This window comes from Clostridium sp. CM038 (assembly GCF_055081105.1).
This window is the reverse complement of record NZ_CM143651.1, coordinates 441,735-467,502: the sequence shown is the minus strand read 5'-3', so window position 1 is coordinate 467,502 and position 25,768 is coordinate 441,735. Positions and strand designations below refer to the sequence as shown.

Below are 25,768 nucleotides of genomic sequence, written 5' to 3'. Positions count from 1 at the left end.
TCACCTCTTATTGAGCTCTTTTTATAGCTGTTTCTATTCTAGCTTTTATTGTATAGTTTAATGCACCTTTATCTTGAGCATTTACTATAATATTTTCTACTTTTAATCCCTTAAGTGTACCCCGTATTACTCTTTCTATTTCTTCCCCAAACTGTTTCATAACAATACTTTGAAGATTTATTTCAATACCGCCCTTAGGGTTAGGCATAAGCATTACATATATATCGTTAGATTCCATTGTTCCGGCTTTTGCTGGTTTATTAATTTCCATGGTATCACCTCACACTATAACTTAAATCAAATTTATTTTACACTTTCCAAATAAGCATTTTGTCCTTGTTTATATAGATCGTTACCTTCACTATCTATTACTACAACTATAGGTAAATCCTCTACCTCAAGTCTTCTTATAGCTTCAGAACCTAAATCCTCATAGGTTACTATTTCTGCTTTTTTTACACATTTACCTATTAGAGCCGCTGTTCCGCCAATGGCTGCAAAATATACAGCACCATTTTTAATCATAGAGTCCACAACCTCTTGTGATCTTAATCCCTTACCTATCATTCCCTTTAATCCTTTTTCTAAAAGCTTTGGTGTGTAAGCATCCATTCTATAGCTTGTAGTTGGCCCTGCTGATCCAAGGGCCCTTCCAGGCTTTGCTGGAGTTGGTCCAACATAATATATGACCGCATCTTTAATATCCATCGGAAGTTTTTCTCCCTTATCTATAAGATCCACGAGTCTTGCATGAGCTGCATCCCTAGCGGTATATACAACACCAGATAATAGCACACTATCTCCTGCCTTTAAAGCTTTAACCTTATCTTCTGTAAGTGGCGTAGTTATTCTTTTCTCCATAACATTTTCCTCCCCTTATCCTTATTATAACTCTTTACTCGCATGTCTTGCCGCATGGCAGTTTATATTTACCGCAACTGGTAGACCCGCTATATGAGTTGGATAAGTTTCAATATTAACAGCTAATGCGGTAGTTCTTCCACCAAAACCTTGAGGTCCTATACCAAGCTTATTTATTTCCTGCGTAAGCTCTTTTTCAAGTTCTGCATAGAAAGGATTTGAGTTTGCCTCTTCAGTAGGTCTAATCGCTGCTCTTTTAGCGAGATTAGCTGCCTTATCAAAAGTCCCACCTAATCCTATACCTACAACTATTGGTGGACATGGGTTAGGACCAGCTTCTTTTACTACTTTTAGAATAAATTCCTTAACCCCTTTAAGACCATCTGAAGGTTTTAGCATTTTAATCTGGCTCATATTTTCTGAGCCAAAGCCCTTTGGAGCTACAGTTATTTTAAACTTATCTCCTGGAACTATATCATAATATATAACTGCTGGAGTGTTATCTTTTGTATTTACTCTGTCTATTGGGTCTTTAACTACTGACTTTCTTAAAAATCCATCTTCATATCCTGCGGCTACGCCTTTATTAATAGATTCGTAAAGGCTGCCTCCTACTATATGAACATCTTGACCAATTTCTATGAACACACAAGTCATCCCTGTATCTTGACACATTGGCATTTTTTCATTTTTAGCTATATCTACATTTATTAAAATCTTATCTAAAACACCTTTAGCTATATCCCAAGTTTCCTCTTCTCTAGCCTTTGTTAATTTGTTTCTCATATCATCAGAAAGATAGTAATTAGCATCTATACATAAATTTCTTACGGTTTTTGTTATTTCAGCTACATTTATTTCTTTCATTGTTATTCTCCTTTTTAATTCAACATCTAATATTGGAAAAGGCAGTTTAAATAAACCGCCTTTTCCAATTACCCCTCATTCATTATTCTTCTTATTTTTTTCTATTAACTAAAGCTACAACTCTATTCATTTCATTGTTAACTATCATGTAACCTTCATCTACACCCATACCTGGTTTTGCTAAGCATTGATCTGCTCCACAAGCAATAGCTATGTTTGTGCAAACTTCTGCAGATCTGTTAGTTTCGTTACATGTTCCACCACAGTATGCTCCACGGCCCTGCTTTTTGCAGTATAGTATTGATTCAATTATGTTGTTAACTCCACCTAAGTCTGGAGTTTTTATTTGAAGCATGTGGCCCGCTTTCTTATCAGCAAATAACACTACGTCTTCATATGTGTTACACCATTCGTCTGCAACTAGTTCCACATTAATTTTTCTATTATCAAGTTCTGCTGTTAATCCAGCTAACGATTCAACTTGTCTTTCTCTATGCTCAACATCCATAGGTCCTTCTATCCTTAACTTGAATGGTTTTGCAGCTTCTTCGAGTGTTGCTATATAATCTGCCATAGCTTTTATATCATTATTAAAAGCTAGTCCTATTGTTCCATATACATCTATGTGGAATATTGGATTATAACTCTCGCTAGTTCTTATTTTTAATACTCTATTTTTTAACCATTCAACATAAGCGAGTAATTTTTCACCCTTAAGCCCTAATTTCTCTTCTACGTTATTTATAAGTGCGTGAGGCATTACGTCTGCACCTTTTATTATCATTTTATCTGCACTTGCATATCTATCATCACCTGATTGTGTGAAAATATCAATTCTCTTGATATCTACTCCAGTTTTGTATTCGTCGCGTACAATCTCTGCCATAGTTACTTTTTTAGCTTTTGCGACAGCATCTAGAATAGCTTGAGTTATTCCGTATCTCATTGCTGTATGAAGCCTTTTACCATTAACTAACATGTGATCAAACTCTTCTGCGAGTGATTTAAAGCTTTCTAATTCTCTACCTATTAATTTTGGTGCTATTTCTTTTTCTATAATTGGTATAAAATCTTTTGCAAGGAATAATGGATCTCTTCCACCGGCTCCTGAATATTGTACTGCTGCACAGTCTCCGTAAGCTACTTGACCATCTTCAAGTATAATCATTACTGATATTGACTCTCCAGCTTGTCTAATTGATGTAAATCCTTCTGTTACTGGCGCACCTACATATGTAAATCCATCATGGTCTGCACCTTTTTTTATAGCTCTTTGGTCGTCAAAATAAAATCCTGTTCTTCCTGTTGAACACACTACATCAATAATTTTCATAATATACACCTGTCCTTCTATAATTTTTTTTTTGTAACTTTGATTCATCTATACATTTATTTATTCTGTGGTCTTCCTATAAGTACACCTTTTCCTACTGCAAATATATCATCTATAGTCATTTGAAAGCTTATATCCCTGTTTTCAAATTTTGCTCTATCTTCAAGTTTTTTCATATTGAAATTTTTCAATTCTTGTGTAAATGGTAGATTCCCAAATTTCAGGTATCTTATCGCTCCATTATTATCTCTTGCAGGCATCATTTTACCAGCATTATATTTACTTGGTGCAAATGGTACATCAATAATTCCCATTTCAAATCCTTTAACTGTCGCTATAGCTAAATCGCCTTTTCCGATTTCATACATCTTATCTAACATACACTTTGTTTCAGCCTTTATTACTTCTATCTCTGTTTGCAACTCTTTAGACATAGGCATCCTTTGGCCTTTTAATAAGTTTAAAGCCATCTTTGTACATCTTATTCCCATAGCATTAGCTTCTTTAGTAGGAATTCCTATAGCCTCATGAGGAGTTTTAACTATTACTTTTGTTGCTCCTGCAAGTGCTGCCGTTGCAGCTCCCGTAGCTATAACTCCAAAAGCTTTCGCTTCATCTTCAGGGAAGCCTCCCATCCATTGATGTAATACCGTGGTTAAATATATATCTTTATATCCATTAGCTTTTAAGTATTCGTCGCATTGCTCTTCTAATGCTCTTATAGCTGCAACATCCTGTATTAAATTTCCGCACTGACCATATCCAACTGTAATGTTTTTAACTCCTTGCTCTGCAGCAAGTAAAGCTTCAATTATTGCAATTGCATTTGACGTACTAGGTGGCACTAAAGTTCCTGTTAATGGTCCAAAAGGCTCTCTATTAAATGAGACTCCTTGTTCTTCATAAAACCCAACAAGTCTATCACAATATTGCCAATCTAAAACTGATTTTGCTAAAGTTACATTTTTAGCATATGGAATATTGTAAGAAATACCGCCTCCTTCATTTGAAGTCCAACCTGAAGCATGAGTGATTTCAGCTAATAATCTTCCATCTGGAGTTCCGTGTCTTGCTTGCAATGGAGAATTTACAGCTTCAAAAACTTTTCTACCACCTTTAACTCCATGATTAACTCCTGGGAATCCGTTTAGTAAAGATCTTCCCGCCTTTAAACTTTCTTGTATTCCAATTTCACATTCATCATATCTATTCAGTCTTGTATAACTATCTATTGTAGTTGGTAGTAAATCTGCTCCGCCTTGTTCCTCTAAGTGTTTTAATAATTCGATATGCTTATCAATTAACGCAACACCTGCTCTTGGTTGCGCGAGTGTTACTCCTTCTTCTTTAGCTTTTATTAATTTTTTTGCAAAGTCTTTATGCTCTGGGATTCTCTTGTTATATTCTACAGCTTCTTTTAAATCTACCTCTTTACCTGTTGGCCATTGACTTACTACTTCTTTTCTAACCTCAAAGAACTCTTCATCCGTCCATTTTTTATTTCTTAATTCCACTGAAATTACCTCCTAATTAATTATACTTTTACTAAATACTTTTTCATGATTCTAACAGCTTTGTCTGGGTAATCTTGAGACAATAATCCCATTGCAGATAATATATAAGTTTTATCAATCAAATACATTGCATCCCGCGGCTTTAAATACGTTGGATTCTCTGCACTAAAGGCTCCCGCTTTTAAAATTTCTTGTGGATTATCACTATGTATTAATGCTCCACCTGTACCTATCATATACTTTACTTCCATAAGATCTTTTCCTGTTTGAGTGTACATAGCTCCCATAGGAGTGTTTGTGTGTTCCACAGTACCTACATGTCTTTCCATAGATATATCTGTGGCTACTTTCGCCATAGCCTCATCAAATTCTATTTCTTCCTTAGTTGTAGGAACCATTTTTATATGCTCTATTCTATATTTACAATTTGCTTCAATATCAATTTTTCTTTCTGTGTCCCCTAAGTACTTTCTGATTTTTCTGCTACCGGCCGCTTCCCTCAAAGAAACTGCAGAGTATCTCATACCAAGGTCACCTTCAACAGTTCTTTTTGCAAAAGGTTCTTCTAGGCCTCTTATTGAAACGCCAGACTTTGTAGGTTCTCCCTCTGCTATAGAATGTACATCCGTTGTTGCTCCACCAATGTCGATAATTATTAAATCTCCTAGACCTTTTTCTTCATCACTGCCTTCACTAAGTATCGTAGCTGCCTTTAAAACGGCCGCTGGTGTTGGCATTAAAATACCCTTCACTAAATCTTCTGCATTACTTAGCCCTTTAGCGTCAATAATTTTTTCCATAAAGACTTTTCTAATTTCTTCTCTAGCCGGCTCTACATTTAGTTTACTCAAAGTTGGCATTACATTTTTAGTAATGCTAAAATACATTTTAGCGTCAGTGAGTATTTGTCTTATTTCATCACTTGCTACTTTATTCCCAGCTACTACTATTGGTAATTTAACTCCATTGTCAGCTAACATTTTTGCATTGTGTATAATGCATTCCTTATTGCCACCATTAGTTCCACCTGCAAGAAGTATTATATCTAAGTCTGAATTTTTAATTTCTTCAATTTCAGTCAATGTTAATTCATAGCTATATACTTTTAATACTCTAGCTCCAGCTCCAAGTGCTGCTCTTTTAGCAGCTTCTGCAGTTAGATCTGGTACTAGTCCAATGGCTATCATTTTAAGGCCTCCCGCGGCTGAGGAGCATGCTAATTTATTAATAAGATTAACATTTTTGTCTTTTAATATTGGTTCTATTTTTGCATAGGCTTTTTCATAACCGATCATTATATTGTCTTCAATTGTCGTTATGTCCTTAGCCGTAGCAATTATTTCTTCTTTTGCTATATCTACAACAGTTAATTTCGTATATGTACTTCCAAAATCTACAAGCAAATATGCATCCACTTATATCACTCCTATTGATTTTATAATATTTTCAAATCTTCTTTTAAATCATGTATTGTTGTTTCGAGTGTTGTTCCTGGTGGATATATTCTATCAAATCCCATTGCACTAAATCTACTGTGCACATCTTCCCAATTTTGTTTTCCTACAACTATATTTCCGCCTACAGTAAGTAATATACCCTTTAATCCTGCTTCATCACATTGTTCCCTCATGCCTCTGCAATCGATTTCTCCTTGTCCATAAAGAGAAGATACTATTATGGCATCTGCATTAGTTTCAACAGCTGCATTTATAAAATCTTCTTGTGGCGAAAGCACTCCTATGTTTATAACATTAAAACCAGCTTCCGTTAAAGCATAATCTAAAATCTTATTACCAACCGCGTGACAATCTGAACCTATTACTCCTAAAATTAAAGTCTTTTTTTCCATTTTTTAAAAGCCTCCTAAATAATTTTTTAACACATTATTTTTTGAACTTTATTTCAATAATCTTTGACTTAAGCGCTTTTACTGAACCCTCATCTAGACTATATAGAAATTCAATTATTTCCTTATTGTTGGGATTTTTACTTTTAACATCTTTATATCTGCCTGGTGATACTATCATCACATCTGATTCTCGGATTATATCTTTAAGTTCATTGTCATCAGTAGTATTTGAGAATTTTATATTGGCATCAGCTAATCCTGCCTTTTCTAAAGCTCCTTTTATTTTAAAAATAAATTCTTCAGAGATACATACAAATCCAAATTTTGTATTCTCACCATATCTAGCTATTTTAACTATTGGTTCTAAATTTGGAGTAATTGCAACACCTAAAATTTCCTTATTAAGCCCCTCAGTTAAATTTGTAACTTCATTAATGTGATTAAATGTGGTTATTATAAACTCAGCACTTTCAATCTTATCTTTAGTTAGCTTGTCCATCTTTCGTAAATCATTTACCATTAAGAACATTACATCCATATTACTATTTTTACTAAGTTGCTTACTAAACATCTTAGCTTGTTCTATGTTGCACTCTATATATATTGCTATTACTTTATCCATTATTTGTTTTTTTTCATTTACCCTTTGATTTACTAAATCTAGAAATTCTTCTGGTTTCATTCCAATTTCTAGAGCTTCCTCTAATCCTAAATCAATGAATTTCATTATTTTATTTTCAATATCGAGATTTTCCCAAGATATAGATTCTTCAACTACGAAAGTTCCCTTTCCTTGATAGGATTTTAACGCCCCATCTTGTTCCAAGTCGTTATATGCAGTGCTTACAGTGTTTCTACTTACTTTTAATCTCGCAGACAATTCTCTTTCTGTAGGCATTTTTCTTCCAACCTTAAGAGTTCCTTTTTTTATTTCATCCATAATTTGTTTTTTAACTTGAATATAAAGTGGTATTCCATTTTTTTTGTTTATTTCGATATTAATAAAAATTCCTCCTAAAGCATATTGGATTAATGGACTAATCCATTACAAGATTTATTATACTATATGGACCAATCCACTTCAATCGCTGTTTTACGAGCATTTAGTTGCGTTTTCCGTATTTTAGAGCAATTAGACACAATTATCTAACTTGTTCTTAGATTTAATACTATTTCCATGTAAACGTAACACTATTCGTCTGTAAACGTAATAAAATACTATATCTAACTTTTTATATAATATATTCTTATTTCTATTTTTTTTAATAAGCATGATCTATTTGGGCAAAATAAATGTTAAGGAGTTGATAATATGAATAGTGAAAACATTAAAAATTTGAATTCTATTCTGGAAGGCGAATACATGGCTGTTAACAGTTTTGATGACCTAATTGAGCATGCTAATGATGCTAATACCAAAAGTGAACTACAAAAAATACAACAAATTCATAAGCAACATACCACCCAAATTTCTACTAAAATACAGGATCTTGGTGGTAATCCATCAAATGGTATAGGAATCCAAGGTGTCGTAGCAGAAACTATATCAAATATAAAACATATTGGTACTACTGATACTGCTAGTTATCTTAAAGAAGCAGTCCAAGGAGAATACATGGGAATAAAATTTGTTAATGAATTACTTGCTGGTAGTGATGCTCCTAACAACTTTGAACTATTAAACACTATCATAACCGAATATCAAAATAATATTAATTCAATAAATAATCTTATTAATACTTCAAACGATGTATAGTAATATTCCAAAAAAATAAAATTGGCCTAATATACACTTAGTCCAATATTTCATATTAATAATATAATAGCAGAATTTAATTAGACTTTTTAAAATGACTTCTGCATTTTTTAGTAAATAACAATAGGAGCACAATTGTGCTCCAGACCGTTGACAAACATAAAATGTAAAACACTCTAATTTAAAATTGGAGTGTTTTTTTCATATTCAAAAAGGATTTTAGGACATCAATGTCGAATATATATAGGATACAAACTTTATAATTCGGAGGGCATTATTATGATTAATGAAAAGAACTTCACACAACAAAAACTAGAAATGGTGTATTTAGAAGATTTAGTTCCTAAAGACCATATTCTGAGAAATATAGATAAATACATGGATTTCTCTTTTATAAGAGAACTGACTAAAAAATATTACTGCTTAGATAATGGAAGACCTGGCGTAGATCCTATTATACTTTTTAAAATGCTGTTTATTGGGTACTTATTTGGAATAAAATCTGAACGACAACTTGTAAAGGACATTGAAGTAAATGTGGCTTATAGATGGTTTCTAGGACTAAGTCTTACTGATCCTATTCCAGATCATTCAACAATTAGCCAAAATAGACGTAGACGGTTTAAAGGTACAGATGTGTTTCAAAAAATATTTGACGAAGTAGTATTTAAGGCTATAAATCTTAAGATGGTAACCGGTAAAATACTTTACACAGATTCTACACACCTAAAAGCAAATGCTAATAAGCGAAAGCTTGTGAAAATTGAAGTTGAAAAAACGCCGAAAGAATATGTAGCTGAACTTAATAAAGCAGTGGAAGAAGATAGAATAAACCATGGTAAAAAACCTTTAAAGGAAAAAGAACCTGTTACCAAAATAAAAGAAACTAAAGTTAGCACAACCGACCCCGACAGTGGATATATGATGAGAGATGGCAAGCCGGAAGGCTTCTCATATTTAGATCACAGAACTGTCGATAGCAGACATAATATAATTACTGATGTGTATGTTACTCCTGGAAACATAAATGATGTTGATCCTTATATCGATAGATTAGATGTGCAAATAAAAAAGTTTAATTTTAATACAAAATATGTTGGTGCAGATGCTGGTTATGCTACAAATCTTATATGTAAAGAACTATATGAGAGGGAATTAAAATCTGTAATGGGATACCGTAGGTCTCCACATACAAAAGGAATGTACACAAAAAATAAATTCCAATATGTTAAAGAGCAGGACATTTACGTATGCCCTGACTTAAGGGCTTTACATTATAAAACGACAACAAGAGAAGGATATAAAGAATATGTTGGTAATGCAAAATATTGCGAGATATGTCCAAATAGAGCTCAATGCTTTTCTGCAAAAAGCAAGTTTAAAACTATTAGAAGACATGTTTGGGAAACGTATAAAGAAGATGTTGTAAAGTTCACCAGAACAGATAAAGGCAGAAATATATATAGAAGAAGAAAAGAAACTATAGAGCGAAGCTTCGCAGATTCAAAACAACTGCATGGGCTTCGCTATTGCCATATGCGTGGATTAGAAAATGTGCAAGAGCAGTGTCTGCTTACAGCAGCAGTGCAGAATATGAAAAAGATAGCTAGCCTGCTATCTTTACTGTTTTTTGATTTTCTAACTAAGAAGATAGTTGTTATTTTAAATTTATCCATAACTCAAAATGCTATCGCATAATTGCATGTAAAAGGCCCAGTATAATAAAAAAATTATACTGGGTTTGTAAACAACCTGGAGCACAATTGTGCTCCTTTTTCTTTATTGGTGATGATGTTCACCGTGATGATTACATACTACATTTTTATCTTCTAACGTTCCATTAATATATTCCTCAATAACCTTTTTATATTCTCCAGATGCTCCTTTTATCACTTCAAGGCCATTCTGCTGTAGACCGCTAATTGCTCCCCCACCAATTCCTCCAGTAATAACTACTGTAGCTCCGTGCTTTGTAAGTAGGTCTGCCAAGCCTTGATGCTGATGTGCAAGCTCTACTGCAGATATTTCTTCAATGTTTACTATCTTTTTGTCCTCTACTGTCGCAATTACGAAACTTTTGCTCATTCCAAAATGTTGATTTACCATACTGCCATTACTAGGTATTGCTATTTTCATATCGTTCACCTCCATTTCTATTTTTTTATATTATTAATAATTTTATTAATAATATTTTCAGCTATTTCTGATAATTCAGGATTTAGGTTGTATTCTCCCTTGTTAGAAATATTAACAATTTCTCTACACATCGGAATTTCGCCAAGCAAATCTAGGTCATTTTTATTTAAGAATTCATCTATGTTATCTGATTCAAAGATTTTTATTTTCTCACTGCATCCTGGACAAATAATATAACTCATATTTTCTATTAATCCTAATATATTTATATTAAGTTTACGGGCCATATTGATTGCTTTCCCAACAATCATAGACACTAAATCCTGTGGCGTTGAAATCATTACTATACCTGTAATTGGTATTGATTGCATTACCGTCAAAGCAACATCTCCTGTGCCAGGAGGCATATCTATAATTAAATAATCAAGCTCTCCCCATATAACGTCAGTCCAAAACTGCTTAACAACCCCAGAAATTGCGGGCCCCCTCCAAATAACTGGATCCTCTTCATTCTCCACAAGAAAGTTCATTGAAATAACATCAATACCCTCAACTGTTCTAACTGGTATAATACCCGCTTCACTCATTACAGGTTTAACATCTTTAATACCTAACAACCTTGGTATACTTGGGCCTGTAATATCCGAATCCATAAGACCGACCTTATAACCTTTTTTATTAAGTTCATGCGCAATAAGCGCAGATATTGTTGATTTACCCACGCCGCCTTTACCACTCATGACGCCGATAATGTTTTTAACTTTGTTTAATGGATTGTTTTCTATGCTACATGTATCTTTATTATCACACTCACCATTTGATGGGCAACTTTTACAATCAGCCATGCATTATCACCTCGCTTTTTATTTGTCATATGCCATTTATATTATAATACTATTATTTATTGTTGTCAAATGCCAATAAACATAGATTTGTTTTAAGTAAAAACTTATAAAACTATTTATCATCTGTTGTCTGTTTATTACATTGTCCATGACAAAAACTGCTTCTTTTATTACAAGTAACTTGCTGCGAAGCACATGATGGACAAATTTTTCTATCTTCTTCATACTTTATTTCATAGGTATAACCGCAGGATGCACATTTGAATTGACATATATTCCTCGTATAGTTTCCACCACTTATATTTATTGCTTTTCCCTCTATTAAAGCTATAGCAATCTTTTTTCGTGCGCTATCAATTATATTTTGAAAAGTTTGTCTTGAAACTAGCATTCTCTTTGCACATTCTTCCTGATTTAGTTCTTCAACATCTTTAAGCCTCATGGCTTCAAACTCTTCAACCTTTATAATTATTTCTTCAATTTCACATTTCCTTCTACCTGCAGGTACAAAGTATGTATATTGCGGTAAATTTTCCACCCTTCTATCCTTAACTGGTCTTGCCATTAATATTCTCCTTATTTCATATACTTTTTTAAGTTCTTAAATATTCTTAATTGGTGGCATATGCTAATAAATTTTACATCCTTTTGCCATTAATGTCAAACAACAATATTTAATATATATTTTTTTTCTTAACATGTTGAAGATACAATTAAAATACGAATATTTATAGGTTGAAATTACAATTAGTATAATTAAAAAAAGTATGATCATAAAAATAAAATGTATCTTATATGATAGACACTTTTTATATATTATTAAATAAATAGATTTACATTTGAATCTTCAGTTTGGCCTAGGTAATAACCAACTCCACCAATTTTCACTCCATCAATAAGTTCTTCCTTTGTAATTCCCATAACATCCATGGACATTGAGCAGGCTACCACTTCCACTCCACTATCAATCGCTGATTTTATTAAGTCCTCAAGAGAACTTATATTTTTATTCTTCATTACTGATCGAATCATTTTAGCTCCAATTCCCATCATGTTCATTTGTGAAAGTTTAAGTTTCTTACTTCCTCTTGGCATCATAACTCCAAACATTGAATCTATTAAACCTTTTTTTACAGATACTTTTTCAGGTTTCCGTATGATGTTAAGACCCCAGAAGGTAAATAAAATGGTAACTTTACTCCCCATTGCAACTGCTCCATTTGCGATAATAAATGCTGCAATAGCTTTATCTAAATCACCACTAAAAACTACCATTGTTTTATTATTTTTTTCCACTATATCTGAGGAAAATGATTTATTTACTTTTGTAAGATTATTATTGTTTTTTTTTATAAATGCGTAAACCATACCTTTTTCTTTTCTTAAATCTATTAATTCATTATTTGTTTTATTACACCAAGATTTAATGTCCTCATAAAATCCAGGGTCAGTTGCTGTTACTTTTAATATTTGATCTTCATTTAAATCGTCAATGCTAGCTTTAACTTGAATTAACGGTCCAGGACAACATAGTCCACAAGCATCGAGAGTTTTATCATAATTATCAACGCTTATAGCCACTTCATCCTTTATAACTTGAGTATCTAAATCTAAACTCTGATTTTTGGGTATATTCTTAATTTTAGCTTTATTTGGTTTAAAATCTAAACTTGAAGCTGATTTATATCCCCCAGTTAAATTTTTAACCTTAAATTCTTTTTGAGCTAAAATTCTTGCAGCTACGTATCCTCTTAATCCTACCTGACAATACTCAATAATTTCTTTGTTTGTGTCAAGTTCACCAATTCTTTCTCTTAAACTATCTACAGGAATATTTATAGCGCCTTCAATATGTCCATTATTAAATTCCATTTCGGTACGAACATCTAATACCGTAACATTTTCTTTATCGTAGTCTATAAACTGATCTGTGGTTAATACATCCACTCTTCCTGCTAACACATTTTCAGCGACAAAACCGGCCATATTTACTGGATCCTTAGCAGATGAGAAAGGTGGTGCATATGAAAGTTCTAATTCAGTTAAATCAGTTACTGTTCCACCAAGTCTAATAACTGTAGCAAGTACATCTATTCTCTTGTCCACTCCATCGTAACCTACACCTTGAGCTCCGAGTATTTTACCTTCATCATTAAAAATAAGTTTTAATGTCATTGAAAGGGCTGCTGGATAATAGGAAGCATGACTTGCAGGGTGTACAAATATAACTTTATAAGGGATATTAAGTCTTGTTAAAGTTCTTTCATTATTGCCTGTACTTGCGGCTGTTAAACCAAATACCTTTATAATTGAAGTACCCTGAGTTCCCTTATATGTAGTTTTTAAACCAGCTATATTATCGGCTGCTATTCTACCTTGCTTATTTGCAGGACCAGCTAGTGGTATTGCAGTATTTGTTTTGTTTATAAAATCTACAACTTCAATAGCATCACCTACTGCAAATACTCCCTCTGCACTAGTTTCCATTTTATTATTTACTAATATATGACCCTTAGGGCCTACTTTAATACCAGCTTCTTTCGCAAATCCAGTATCAGGGAATACGCCTATTGCCAATATAATCATATCAGCGCTTAATTTTGCACCACTATTTAAAGCTATTTCAACACCATCTTCAGTATCTTTAAAGGCTTTAACTCCATCATTCAAAATTATTTCTACACCGTTATCTGAAATTTCTTTTTCGACGGTTACAACAATATCCGTGTCAAAAGGAGCCATTATATGAGGTGCTGCTTCTACTAGAGTAACCTTAAGACCTCTTTCTTTTAAGTTTTCAGCCATTTCCACACCAACATATCCTCCACCAATAACTACCGCACTATTAATACCTTTTTTATCCACATATGTTTTAATGTTATCAGTATCTGGTATATTTCTTAAAGTAAATATTCTTTTATTGTTTATACCTTCTATATTAGGTTTAATTGCTTTTGCTCCTGGTGATAACACTAAATAATCATAACTTTCTTCATAAGTGCCTTTAGCCTTACTATTAACTGTTACAACCTTTTTGCCCGTGTTAATGGACGTTACCTCACTGTTATTTCTTACATCTATGTTAAATCTAGCTTTCATACTCTCAGGTGTTTGTACTAAAAGCTTATCTCTTTCTTTTATTACCTCACCAATATAATAAGGTAGCCCACAATTTGCAAAAGAAATGTATTCATCTCTCTCAAACATAATTATTTCTGCATTTTCATCTAGTCGTCGTAACCTTGCGGCGGCTGAAGCTCCACCAGCTACGCCACCTACAATTAATATTTTTTTTATCACAAATATCCCCCTCTTATTCTTTTAATTGGTTTACTAACTTTATTATTATTTCATCTTTAATTTTATACTTAACATCATGTGGATATTATCCGAGCATCATCTAGTTAGACCGTATCTCCAAGAAGATATTCCACGACCTAGATGGTAAATATTTTCAAAATCATTGCTTTCCAAAATATCCACTGCTCTTGGGCTTCTTCCACCAGATGCACAATAAACTAGTACCGGCTTATCTTTATACTTATCAAATTCAGCAAGTTTCATAGGAAGAATCTGAACTGGAACAAGTTTTGCTCCTTGAATGTGACCATTATCATATTCCTCTTTAGTTCTAACATCTAAAATAATAAGTTCTTTATCACCACTTATAAGCTTATATGCCTCTTCTGCACTGACATTTTTAACCTTTGAATTAAACATAGTTTAAGCCTCCCTAGAAAATTTATATTTATATATTATTATATCTTAATATTACGTTATAATAATACAATAACATATATAAAATAAAAAGCAATAGAAATTTCAAATTTCACTAAGTATTTATTTTTAACCACTTAATAAAAAAAGATACACGAAAGTTATTCGTGTACCAAACTATTTCACTATTTTAATTTCTTTCTTTAATTATTGTAAAAATTGGAATCACCGGTGAAACTGTAATATATCTTCAACAATCATTTCAAGAATTATTATGTTTAAATTAGCTGAAATTACTTTATTAGGATTATATAATAAAGCTCAATATCTCCTTAGATATATATTCTACTTGCGCCTGTAAAATATGGCTTAACCCAATATTTATATCTATATTGTCAATTTCTATTCCTATAAAATAACCCTTAATATCCATCTTGTACATATTTACTAGGTCCAATAACCCTAAAGAGTGAATAGACCTACTCTGCCCTCTAATTTTTTTTATATCATTCAAACTTTTAAAAGTTACTGTGCCTGGTGAACTTCCATAATATGTTGAATCTATAATATAAAATATATCTCGCTGGTTTAATTTTGAAAAACAAAATTCTACATCTGTTTCTCCTATAATAGTTTCAATACCTTTATCCTCTAGGTTGTTTTTAATTTTTTCTAAAATAAGCACTGCTACTGCATCATCCATCATCAACCTATTACCTATAGCCATGACCTTTTTACCCACATTAACTCAACCTCTCATAAAAAAAATCCTAATATAACCAGAACCTAAATTTTTTATTTGTACCTACTTATTTTTTTCTTTGCTTGTTTCAAAATCCATTCGCTTAGTTCATCCATTCCCTGGTTTTTGGTGCAGGATGTTTGAAAAATCTTTGCCTTAGCATTTATTAGTTTAATATCTTTATAAAACTCTCCTTCCTTAAAATCCGTAAATCCAATTAAATCAACTTTATTTAAAATTATCGCGGTGCTTTTTTCAAACATCAGTGGATATTTTAAAGGCTTGTCATTACCTTCCGTAACGCTGAGTACGCAAAGTTTTATATCCTCACCAATTTCAAATTCAGCTGGAGATGCTATGCTCCCCACATTCTCTATAATAATAAGATCTATCTCTCTTAAATCAAAGTTCAATGATGCTTCTCTTACCATTCCTCCATCTAAATAACAGGGCCCCGCAGTATTAATCTGTACTACTGGAACGCCCTGGGCTTCAATTCGCTCTGCATCTTTAGTTGTATATAAGTCTCCTTCAATGACCGCCATATTTAAGTTTTCTTTAAGCTTTGGAATTAACTTCTCAAGTATAGATGTTTTACCAGACCCTGGAGCGCTCATTAGATTTATAACAAATATGCCCTCTTCATCGAAAAGGTTTTTATTTTCCATATGGATTTCTTCATTAGTATTAACCATATTAATACTAATATTTATTTCACTCATTTCACTATTCTCCTTCTATCGTATACAAATATAATTCATATCTTTTTACATATTTTTTTAAAATAACTAGTCAGTATTCCAATTGTATTTAAGTAACATTTATATAATAAGGCTCACCATATTCTGTATTAACATGGGTGGCACAAGATATGCAAGGATCAAAGGAGCGCACTATACGACCTATCTCCACAGGATTTTTAGGATTTTGAATTTCGCTGCCAATGAGAGCGCTCTCAAGAGCTCCATGCTGCCTAATCTCGTCCATTGGTGAAAGATTCCAAGCAGTAGGAGTAACTATATCGCAATTTTTTATAATTCCTTTTTCTATAGTAGTCCAATGCCCGAGAGCTCCCCTAACAGCATCACAAAGTCCTATTCCCTGTGCACTCTCTGGAATAATATATTTTTCCTGTACTGCTGGTATAGGCTCTACTTCCTCAAGTATTATAAACATTTTTTCACAAAGTTTCTTCCCCTCTAATACTCTAGCCATAAGCCTATCCATTGTGGATATACTATTTTTATAGGAACCTGATAAAATCATACGGGCAAGTGGTCCAACCTGTACAACTTTACCTTTATACCTAGGCGCTTTGATAAATGTATAGGCTCCCTGCTTTTTAATATCTGTTTCAGATGGGTAATTGGATGGAACTTCACTAGATATCGAACCTTTATACCAAGAAAATGCTGAACTCTCTGTTATTGCTTTTACATCTAACATAGCCATATCACCGTCAATATAACTTGAAGGCTGTACATACTGCATTTCTTTATTATGCAAATCATGAAATAAGCCATAGCTTAAAAGATTTCTTGTCCCACCACCAATCTTAAAATACTCCGGATAATAATGAGCTATAATATTTATATCATCAACCATGTTTTCACACATAAATTCACTGATAGTTTGTAGTATGGATTTCAGTCTTATAATTTTAGAAGCATCCATGTTTGCAGTGGTTCCACCCACAAATACACCATGATTATGTGGTGCTTTCCCCCCTATAAGAGCTACAATTTCATGAGCAAGGCGGCTACACTCTAGCGCCTTCACATAATCTTTATTGATTTTTTCTGTGTATTTGCCGGAAAGTCTAAAATCATAGTCTGAATTTCCTGGAGCCATTGTTATATTCACATAATCCGGGAATACAAAAATACAAATTTGCCTCATGATATTTTGAAGATACTCCGCCCCATGTGCAAAGTTTCTGATTCTTACTCCATTCTCATTTGGCGTTACCTTTAGCGCATCTTCTAATGCCAGACTTGCTACTAACCCATGAGATGTAGAACATATACCACATATTCTTTCAGTAAAATATACTGCATCTAATGGGGGACGTCCTATTAACATCTTTTCAAAGCCTCTAAACTGAATCCCACCGCTTTTAGCATCTACTATTTTATTTTTTTTTATTTCTACTTCTATGCTTAAAGGCCCCATAATTCTAGTTATAGGGTCTATAGTTATTTTGGTAGTCACCGCAATCACCTCACTCTGGAATAAATTTGAACTAACAATTGTTATCTACCTCAATTGTTAAGCATCCCTCAATACTTAATAAAAGGTTCTGTGCCATCCGGAAAAAATTCACTAGCGCAACCTATGCATGGCGTATTAGCATCCACTGGCCAATTGATTCTCGAATTCCATAATCCAAGTGGACAATAAGCTTTTGTAATAGGCCCTTTACATCCAACCTTTATCATGCACTCTTTTTCTCCTAGCTTCCCTGCATATACTTTGTTATCAAAATATGAGCGTCTTGGGCAATTAGTGTGGTTGTTTTCTTTAAAAAACATTACTGGTCGCCCTTTCTCATCTATTTCAATCTTTTTATAAAGAATAATACTAGCTATAGTTCCCATAACCCACAGAGGGTTTGCTGGACAGCCTGGAATATTTATTACCTCACGTCCAAGGAAATCCCCTAGACTTTTACACCCTGTTGGATTAGGTCTAGCTGCAGATATCCCTCCAAATGAAGCACAAGTTCCAATAGCTATTATTGCTTTTGCTTTCCGCGCTGCTAAATTAATAGCTTCTGCTGTAGGTATCCGCCTACCCTTATAGGTTGCAAATATATTATAGAATCCCTCATCCATATTAGTTAGTGCCCCTTCTACCCCTAATATGAAATCTGTATTTAAAACCTCTAAGAACTTTTCATAGGCAACTTGGCCTTCTTCTTGCATAAGGCTAGGGCTAAATTTCAAATCAACCATTTCTTGTAGGAAATAAAGAACATCTGGCTGGTCTGCATTTAGAAAAGAAATTATATTCCCCATACAACCATTAGCCTCCATCCATACAAAATTAATTTTTTTCGCTTCACCTTTATGAATTTCACCTATGGCACTCTTTATAAGTTTTCTTTCATGCAAAATACTCCCTCCCATTTATCCTTCATTAATATATATTGAAATAATCTTTTCATTATGCGGTATTAATCACTAAATAATTATACTCAAAATAAATAAGACAGAGATACATAATCCCTGACCTTTCTTGTGTAAACTTTAACATATTCTTGGAAGCTGAATTCCAGATGGCATATCAACTATTCTTTTTCCCCCTACTACTGTATTTAAATAAACTTTTTGCCCTAATTCCTGCGTAACTTTTCCGATAATTGCGGCTTCAGAACCTAATGGATGCTTTCTCATCGCATTAAGTACCTTTTCAGCATAATATTCTGGTACAAAAGCACAAAGTTTTCCTTCATTAGCAATATATAACGGATCCAATCCAAGCATCTCAGTGGCACCTTTTACTTCGTCTTTAAGTGGCAATTTATTTTCTTCAAGAGCTATGGTTACATTGCTAAATTCACTAATTTCATTAAGCACTGCTGCGACTCCACCTCTTGTAGCATCACGAACAACATGGATTCCGTCATATGCTTCAAGCATTGTGTCTACTAAGGAATTAAGGCAGGCACAATCACTTTTTAAATTTCCTTCTAAACCAAGTTTATTTCTTTCACACATTATTGTCATTCCATGGTCTCCTAATGTGCCATTTATTATGACGTAGTCTCCCGCTCTTGCATTAGCACAGTTAATATTAACATTTTCATAAATCCTTCCAATACCAGAAGTGTTAATAAAAATCCCATCCACACTGCCTTTTTCTACAACTTTTGTGTCTCCAGCTACAATTTTTACACCTGCTTTATTAGCTTCTTCTGCCATAGACTTCACAATTTCTTCTAATTTTCCAATAGAAAAACCCTCTTCAATAATAAAAGCGCTTGTTAGATAAAGTGGCTTTGCTCCACTTACGGCTAGGTCATTTACAGTACCGCAAATTGCTAATTTACCAATATTACCCCCATTAAAAAATATTGGATTTACTACAAAAGAATCCGTAGTAAAAGCAAGTCTTGCAAAATCTATATCTACTTGAGCTGCATCATTCATCTGATCTAAAATATCATTATTAAAATATTTGAAAAACACTTCATTAATCAATTTATTTGATTGCACCCCACCACTTCCGTGACTTAGGGTTATATTGCCCCTCATTAGAAAGACCTCCCGTTATTTAATATCTTTGTGGTATCTATAATATGCTGCACATGTACCTTCTGATGAAACCATGCAGGAGCCAACTGGATTTTCTGGGCTGCAGAGTTTTTTGAAAAGCGGACAATCCATTGGTTTAATTTTGCCCTTAAGTATTTCTCCACATTTGCAGCCAGGACTGCCATCGTATTCTTCATAATTGATTTTGAAATGCTTAAGTGCGTCAAAAGCTTCGTACTTACTATTAAACTCCAGACCACTTTGGGGTATTACCCCAATTCCTCTCCACCTACTATCCACAATTTTAAAAGCTTTATTTAAATATTCTTTAGCATTTGGATTACCCTCAGTTTTAACTATTCTTTTATATTCATTCACAATTCTATAATCCTTTTTGCTAATTAAGCTTACTAGTGTATTCAAACCTTGAAGTATATCTAAAGGCTCAAACCCCGTAACCACTCCAGGAATATTATAATCCATGCTTAAAAATCCATATGGTTTCGTACCGATAATTGCACAAACATGCCCTGGCAATAAAAATCCGTCTATTTTTAATTCTTTATCTTGAACTAAAGCCGCCATAACAGGCGGAACGATTTTGTGGGAGGTAAAGAAAAATAAATTGCTCAGGTTATTTTTTTTAGCCTCTATAGCGGTAACCGCAGTCATCGGCGCAGTAGTTTCAAATCCCACTGACAAAAATACTACCTTTTTAGAAGGGTTTTGTGAAGCCATATTAAGGCAATCCATTGGTGAGTATACTATTCTTACATCTGCACCTTCTGCCTTTTTCTTACTTAGTGAACCTTTTTTGCCGGGTACTCTCATCATATCTCCAAAAGTTGCAATAATTACATCCTTTTCACCTGAAAGTGTCAGTGCGGTGTCTATATAGCTCTGAGGTGTAACGCACACAGGACAACCTGGGCCTGATATCAGATTTACATTTGGAGGAAGTACGTCCCTAATACCATATCTGAATATAGCCATAGTATGGGTACCACAAACCTCCATAATGTTTATCTTTTTACTCGAAATGTTATTTAGCCTTTCTACGAGTTTTTTTGAGTATTCATTGTTTCTAAATTCATCAACAAACTTCATTTTCAAGAAGCTCCTTAAAAATATCCAAGGTTATTTTTGCTTCTTCTTCGTCTACCTTTTGTATTGCACAACCTGCATGTACAAGTACATATTCGCCCACAGATACATCTGGCAAAAGATGCATAAATACTTCTCTTTTCATATTTCCAATCTCTACAACACCTTTATTTTCGTCTATTTTTAAAACCTTTCCTGGAACTGCTAGGCACATCCTCGTTCCTCCTTATTCTTTAACTGAAAAGTATTTTCTATTTATTTAACCTTTATTTTTTTGTTTTGTATTTTCCTCATTAACCATGAACATATTTCATCTATACCCTGATTTTTAACACAAGATGTTTCAAATGTATCCACATTAGCATTTAAAGATTTTATATCTCTGTAGAACTCTTCTTTATCAAAATCAGTAAATTCTATTAAATCTAGTTTGTTCAAAATGATTGCACCACTTTTTTCAAACATTAGTGGATATTTCAAAGGTTTGTCATTTCCTTCTGTGGTACTCAAAACACAAATTTTTATATCTTCACCAATTTCAAATTCTGCAGGGCAAACTAGATTGCCTACATTTTCTATTACAAGCAAATCAATCTTATCAAGATTTAATGCATTTAATGCATTTTTTATCATTTCGCCGTCAAGGTGGCACGCCCCACAAGTGTTAATTTGAACCACTGGAACACCCTGAGCCTCTATTCTCTTAGCATCCTTAGTAGTATAAATATCCCCCTCAATTACAGCAATATTTATATCGTTTTTAAGCTTAGCTATTATTTTCTCAAGTAAGGACGTCTTACCTGAACCAGGTGAACTCATTAGATTTATTACATAGATCCCTCTTTCGCCTAGTAATCTTTTATTTATCGAGGTTATCTCATCATTTTTTTGAAGTATATTAGTAATTATCTTAATTTCACTCATATTTAATCCCCTTCTATAGTATTTACATAAAGCTCATATCCACTAATAATACTAGAGCAAAATTTATTACAGCATGGACAAAGTTTATTAAAATGGTCAATTAGGAATTTCTGTTTGCAATCCTTACATTCGGCTACTGCATTAACTTTTTCTATTTCTAAAATTGAGCCTTCAAGCATTGTATCCATTATACAGATTTCGAATGCAAAGTTTAAGCATTCTGGCATAACACCAGATAACTCCCCTATTTTTAACGATACCTTGTTAACTTTAGTTAATTTATTTTCAATTGCTTTATCTGTTACTATTTTAATAACATTTTGAATTATAGAAACTTCATGCATATTTATCTCCTAATTAATTTGTAATTCCTTCTTCATTAATATATATGTGAAATATTTGATTAAAATGTTTTTGCATGCTCATTTTTTTAATTTTTCATTAAATTATTTTCAATTATTTCATTGGCTATAATTATCTGCCCAATTGCTACCCCTCCATCATTAGAAGGTAAGTCCTTATGAGTATAGACTTGAAAATTATCCTTTTTTAGATTAAAAAATATTTTTTTAAGTAAAAAAGAATTTTGAAAAACCCCTCCACTCAGTACAACTTCATTTATGCCGGAGTCTTCTCTAATTCGTACACATATACTTACAGTTAAATTAACAATAGTATTTTGAAATTTTGAAGCAATAATTTTAGCTGATACGCCTTTTGTTTTGTCTTTTATTGCCTCAATAATCATTCCGTAGGGTTCTATAATATACATATCCTGTTCTATTACTTTATACGTATATGATTCTTCAATATCCATTTCTGATATAGCTTCAAGTTCAATAGCAGCCTGTCCTTCATAGGTAACTATATCTGTAATTCCAATTATATTTGCCATAACATCAAAAAGTCTACCCATGCTTGATGTCTCGATACAATTAATGTTTGAATTTAAAATATTAATTAGATTAATAGCCTTAATACCATATAATTCAAAAATCATATCATTAACCTCTTTTTTACTTCTTTGTCTACTTAAAAACTTATAAAGAGAAGAAACTGCCATTCTCCAGGGTTCTTTAATAGCTTTTTCTCCTCCCGGCATTTTTATATAATCAAGATGGGCAGCTCTTGCAAATTGAAGGCGGTCACAAACCAGAAATTCTCCACCCCACATTTTTCCATCAGTACCATACCCAGTTCCATCAAAACAAACTCCAATAACTCTTTTCTCTAAATTATTTTCAAACATGCAACTAACTATGTGCGCATGATGATGCTGCACGGGAATCTTAGGCAAATCATATTCTAAAGCATACTTAGTTGACATATATCCTGGATGCATATCGTGTACTATAAATTGGGGAGAAAAAGAAAATATTTTTTTAAAATGCTCTACATTTTTTTTATAGTGTTCATAGGTTTCTAAATTTTCTAAGTCGCCATTAAATTGGCTTAAAAACAAAAAACCGCCTTTACTGATGCAAAAAGTATTCTTCATGTTGGGACCACAAGCTAATATATTTCTCATATTAGTCCATTTAAATGGTTCAGGTACAAATCCTCGAGCCCTCCTTATGATTCTCTGCTGTTTCTCTACAACCTTTAATACAGAATCATCAACTGGGACATGTATTTCACGATTATGTATGAGAAAATAATCCACAATACCCGATAGACCATATCTTGCAGAACTGTCTTTATACTCTATAGGTAGACCATTAACATTTGCACTAGTCATAATAAGCACCTTAAGTTTTTCTGAAAACAATAAAATATGAATTGGTGTATACGGTAGCATTACTCCCATTGTTTTTTGATTAGGTGCAATATTTTGAGGTAAATCACAGCTTTCCTTTTGATTCAAAATAACAATTGGTTTTTTTATTCCAGTTAGCATTTTCTCTTCTAACTCACTTACTCTGCAATACTTTTTTACTATTTCTATATCTTTTATCATAAGCGCAAGAGGCTTAAATGGTCTTTTTTTTCTCTCCCTTAAGTTATTCACTGCAATTTTATTCAATCCATCACAAGCAAGGTGAAAACCCCCTAGCCCTTTTATGGCAAATATTTTCCCTTCCTTAAGCATGTTTTGAGCAAAACTTATAGGATCTTGTATATCTAATCTGTTACCTTTAAAATCCTCTATCCAAAGCTCTGGGCCACACGACCTGCAGGCATTTGGTTGTGCGTGAAATCTCCTATTTGTAGGATCTAAATATTCACTATTACATTCCCTGCACATTTTAAATTCTTTCATTGTAGTTTTATTTCTATCGTAAGGTAACTCTTTGATTATAGAAAATCTGGGGCCACAATTTGTACAATTAGTAAAAGCATACCCTCGTCTCCTATTATTAGAATCTAGTATATCTTCTGTGCACTCACTACAAGTATCTATATCTGGCGATATAAAAGTAATTCTATCTACACCCTTTTCACTTTTTTTAATTTCGAAATTAGAATAATTTAGTACTTTATCATCTTTTATAGTTATTTTTTCTATTCGAGCAAGAGGTGGGGGACTATTTTCGAGACATTTCATTAATTTATTTATATCTTCCAAGCATCCCTCAACATCTATATAAACTCCTTCAGAGTTATTATTCACCCACCCTTTTAACTCAAAATCCTTTGCTAAATTATATACAAATGGACGAAAGCCTACACCTTGTACTATTCCCTCAACCACAATAAAGCTTCTCTTTTTATCCATAATACACACCCTCTAATATTTTGTATTTACGGAATATAAAATTACTACTCAATACTCATAATATTCAAGCTCAACAAAAATATTCTAAAGAAAGCCTGAAATACGAAATATTGCTGCATAGTTTAATACTTCCCACGCTTTATAAATCATTAATATAGATATTTAATTTAAGTCTATTTTTAAAATTAAATTTTCAAGTTAAAAAGAGAAATTTGTGGCATATTAAACAATCTAAATGGCACCTTTGTATTTCCCAGTCCACTATTAACATATATTTTTGTTCCTCTAGGGTTGTCTAATTTATAAAGGCCCTTGGTATATTTTTCTGATAATACATTTTTCTTTAGTGGACCATAAAAAGGAATGTATACTTGTCCACCATGGCTATGTCCACTAAGAACTAAATCAACTGGATAATCACTATATTTGTCTACTAAATCTGGTTCATGTAACAATAATAAATTTACAGACTTATTGTTAATTCCGTTCATTGTTTTATCTACACTATGATTTCCCATTAACCCATCATCTGCTCCAAAAATTTTTATATGCTTATCCTTAAACACAATGCTTGTCCCATCATTTTTCAAAACCTTAAATCCACCTTTATTCATTATCTCCTCATAGTATCTAACAGCCCCTCCACCATAGTCGTGATTACCATATATAGCATATTTACCTATTTTACATTTTATTTGTTTAAGAACCTCTGCTATATTGTCAATCTCATTATATGTTGAAGCATTATCTATTAGATCACCTGTAAATACCACTATATCGGCATCTAATCCATTAATTTTTTGGACAACCTTCTCTAGCTTATTTAAGTTGTAAAATTCTCCAAGATGTATATCCGTAATTTGCACTACCTTTAGCTTTTCATCCCCATTTTTATTAATTGTAACATTATGCCTTTTTACAATTAATAAATTTCTTTCTATATAAGTTATGTATACTCCTAACAAGCTTACAAATAATATTATCCAAATAGTAATTTTTCTTTTCACTTTCATTTTTTATCATATCCTTTATCCTTAGTTTTAAACTATTCTAACCTTAATATAACCCTTCTATGTTACATTAAGGTTACATATCTTTATTGTTTATTCAAAAAAACTAGCTTATAAATATAATTTATAAGCTAGAGC

At 32.8% G+C, this 25,768-nt stretch carries 26 protein-coding genes; 2 read left to right on the top strand and 24 right to left on the bottom strand.

The genetic code is table 11. The annotated features are described in order from the left end of the window. Positions 1–7: 7 nt before the first annotated feature. The 8 genes from citD to ACWJKS_RS02070 all read right to left on the bottom strand — a co-directional run bounded on the left by citD (position 8) and on the right by ACWJKS_RS02070 (position 7,385). Entirely contained in the window at positions 8–271 is a 264-nt protein-coding gene (gene citD / locus ACWJKS_RS02105) for a citrate lyase acyl carrier protein (RefSeq protein ID WP_462960331.1), read from the bottom strand. Positions 272–303: 32 nt separating this feature from the next. Next, complete coding sequence (locus ACWJKS_RS02100; protein WP_216302216.1) at positions 304–861, bottom strand: Fe-S-containing hydro-lyase; 558 nt, start codon at positions 859–861, stop codon at positions 304–306. A 24-nt stretch (positions 862–885) separates the two neighbouring features. Next, positions 886–1,728, bottom strand: coding sequence for a fumarate hydratase (locus ACWJKS_RS02095; RefSeq protein ID WP_216302217.1), 843 nt, complete (start codon positions 1,726–1,728; stop codon positions 886–888). A 91-nt stretch (positions 1,729–1,819) separates the two neighbouring features. Next, the gene (locus tag ACWJKS_RS02090) at positions 1,820–3,061 is read right to left on the bottom strand and encodes a methylaspartate ammonia-lyase (RefSeq protein ID WP_216302218.1); all 1,242 of its coding nucleotides are present in this window, start codon (positions 3,059–3,061) and stop codon (positions 1,820–1,822) included. 56 nt (positions 3,062–3,117) lie between these two features. After that, positions 3,118–4,575 carry a methylaspartate mutase subunit E gene (locus ACWJKS_RS02085; protein ID WP_216302219.1) on the bottom strand — a complete coding sequence of 486 codons (1,458 nt, stop codon included), beginning with the start codon at positions 4,573–4,575 and terminating at the stop codon, positions 3,118–3,120. 20 nt (positions 4,576–4,595) lie between these two features. Next, positions 4,596–5,990 carry a methylaspartate mutase accessory protein GlmL gene (glmL, locus tag ACWJKS_RS02080; protein ID WP_216302220.1) on the bottom strand — a complete coding sequence of 465 codons (1,395 nt, stop codon included), beginning with the start codon at positions 5,988–5,990 and terminating at the stop codon, positions 4,596–4,598. A 20-nt stretch (positions 5,991–6,010) separates the two neighbouring features. After that, a complete protein-coding gene (gene glmS, locus ACWJKS_RS02075; RefSeq protein WP_216302221.1) occupies positions 6,011–6,424 on the bottom strand; it encodes a methylaspartate mutase subunit S in 414 nt (137 codons plus the stop codon). A 34-nt stretch (positions 6,425–6,458) separates the two neighbouring features. Further along, positions 6,459–7,385 (bottom strand): GntR family transcriptional regulator, encoded by a 927-nt coding sequence (locus ACWJKS_RS02070; protein ID WP_309550960.1) that lies wholly within the window; start codon positions 7,383–7,385, stop codon positions 6,459–6,461. A gap of 351 nt (positions 7,386–7,736) precedes the next feature. Here ACWJKS_RS02070 and ACWJKS_RS02065 point away from each other — a divergent pair, with 351 nt between their 5' ends. Continuing rightward, complete coding sequence (locus tag ACWJKS_RS02065) at positions 7,737–8,180, top strand: DUF2383 domain-containing protein (RefSeq protein ID WP_462960330.1); 444 nt, start codon at positions 7,737–7,739, stop codon at positions 8,178–8,180. Positions 8,181–8,459: 279 nt separating this feature from the next. After that, the gene (locus ACWJKS_RS02060) at positions 8,460–9,878 is read left to right on the top strand and encodes an IS1182 family transposase (RefSeq protein WP_268064117.1); all 1,419 of its coding nucleotides are present in this window, start codon (positions 8,460–8,462) and stop codon (positions 9,876–9,878) included. Positions 9,879–9,959: 81 nt separating this feature from the next. On the opposite strand, the gene ACWJKS_RS02055 is transcribed toward ACWJKS_RS02060, so the two are convergent. The 16 genes from ACWJKS_RS02055 to ACWJKS_RS01980 all read right to left on the bottom strand — a co-directional run bounded on the left by ACWJKS_RS02055 (position 9,960) and on the right by ACWJKS_RS01980 (position 25,633). Continuing rightward, the gene (locus tag ACWJKS_RS02055) at positions 9,960–10,316 is read right to left on the bottom strand and encodes a NifB/NifX family molybdenum-iron cluster-binding protein (RefSeq protein WP_165414307.1); all 357 of its coding nucleotides are present in this window, start codon (positions 10,314–10,316) and stop codon (positions 9,960–9,962) included. A 17-nt stretch (positions 10,317–10,333) separates the two neighbouring features. After that, positions 10,334–11,161, bottom strand: coding sequence for an Mrp/NBP35 family ATP-binding protein (locus tag ACWJKS_RS02050; protein ID WP_216302223.1), 828 nt, complete (start codon positions 11,159–11,161; stop codon positions 10,334–10,336). Positions 11,162–11,273: 112 nt separating this feature from the next. After that, positions 11,274–11,726 carry a DUF134 domain-containing protein gene (locus tag ACWJKS_RS02045; protein ID WP_165414309.1) on the bottom strand — a complete coding sequence of 151 codons (453 nt, stop codon included), beginning with the start codon at positions 11,724–11,726 and terminating at the stop codon, positions 11,274–11,276. Positions 11,727–11,980: 254 nt separating this feature from the next. Next, on the bottom strand, positions 11,981–14,461 hold the full coding sequence (locus tag ACWJKS_RS02040; RefSeq protein ID WP_462960329.1) for a CoA-disulfide reductase: 2,481 nt from the start codon (positions 14,459–14,461) through the stop codon (positions 11,981–11,983). A 96-nt stretch (positions 14,462–14,557) separates the two neighbouring features. Beyond that, positions 14,558–14,881 carry a rhodanese-like domain-containing protein gene (locus ACWJKS_RS02035; RefSeq protein ID WP_216302225.1) on the bottom strand — a complete coding sequence of 108 codons (324 nt, stop codon included), beginning with the start codon at positions 14,879–14,881 and terminating at the stop codon, positions 14,558–14,560. Between the two features lie 304 nt (positions 14,882–15,185). Continuing rightward, positions 15,186–15,620, bottom strand: a complete 435-nt coding sequence (locus ACWJKS_RS02030) for a hydrogenase maturation protease (RefSeq protein ID WP_258280581.1) — start codon at positions 15,618–15,620, stop codon at positions 15,186–15,188. Between the two features lie 53 nt (positions 15,621–15,673). After that, positions 15,674–16,342 (bottom strand): hydrogenase nickel incorporation protein HypB, encoded by a 669-nt coding sequence (hypB, locus tag ACWJKS_RS02025; protein WP_216302226.1) that lies wholly within the window; start codon positions 16,340–16,342, stop codon positions 15,674–15,676. 88 nt (positions 16,343–16,430) lie between these two features. After that, complete coding sequence (locus ACWJKS_RS02020) at positions 16,431–17,831, bottom strand: nickel-dependent hydrogenase large subunit (protein ID WP_216302227.1); 1,401 nt, start codon at positions 17,829–17,831, stop codon at positions 16,431–16,433. 68 nt (positions 17,832–17,899) lie between these two features. Then, positions 17,900–18,733: a hydrogenase small subunit gene (locus ACWJKS_RS02015; protein ID WP_462960328.1), complete on the bottom strand. Its 834-nt coding sequence runs from the start codon at positions 18,731–18,733 to the stop codon at positions 17,900–17,902. A gap of 135 nt (positions 18,734–18,868) precedes the next feature. After that, positions 18,869–19,876 carry a hydrogenase expression/formation protein HypE gene (gene hypE, locus ACWJKS_RS02010; protein WP_462960327.1) on the bottom strand — a complete coding sequence of 336 codons (1,008 nt, stop codon included), beginning with the start codon at positions 19,874–19,876 and terminating at the stop codon, positions 18,869–18,871. 15 nt (positions 19,877–19,891) lie between these two features. After that, positions 19,892–20,983, bottom strand: coding sequence for a hydrogenase formation protein HypD (gene hypD, locus ACWJKS_RS02005; RefSeq protein ID WP_216302230.1), 1,092 nt, complete (start codon positions 20,981–20,983; stop codon positions 19,892–19,894). Continuing rightward, positions 20,970–21,194: a HypC/HybG/HupF family hydrogenase formation chaperone gene (locus ACWJKS_RS02000; RefSeq protein ID WP_216302231.1), complete on the bottom strand. Its 225-nt coding sequence runs from the start codon at positions 21,192–21,194 to the stop codon at positions 20,970–20,972. Before ACWJKS_RS02000 ends, hypD begins: the two co-directional genes overlap by 14 nt. Positions 21,195–21,235: 41 nt before the next feature. Continuing rightward, positions 21,236–21,904, bottom strand: a complete 669-nt coding sequence (gene hypB, locus ACWJKS_RS01995) for a hydrogenase nickel incorporation protein HypB (protein WP_216302232.1) — start codon at positions 21,902–21,904, stop codon at positions 21,236–21,238. A gap of 2 nt (positions 21,905–21,906) precedes the next feature. Continuing rightward, positions 21,907–22,248: a hydrogenase maturation nickel metallochaperone HypA gene (gene hypA, locus ACWJKS_RS01990; protein WP_216302233.1), complete on the bottom strand. Its 342-nt coding sequence runs from the start codon at positions 22,246–22,248 to the stop codon at positions 21,907–21,909. An 86-nt stretch (positions 22,249–22,334) separates the two neighbouring features. Beyond that, entirely contained in the window at positions 22,335–24,620 is a 2,286-nt protein-coding gene (gene hypF / locus ACWJKS_RS01985; protein ID WP_462960326.1) for a carbamoyltransferase HypF, read from the bottom strand. A 185-nt stretch (positions 24,621–24,805) separates the two neighbouring features. Further along, the gene (locus ACWJKS_RS01980; protein ID WP_462960325.1) at positions 24,806–25,633 is read right to left on the bottom strand and encodes a metallophosphoesterase; all 828 of its coding nucleotides are present in this window, start codon (positions 25,631–25,633) and stop codon (positions 24,806–24,808) included. Positions 25,634–25,768: the final 135 nt, after the last annotated feature.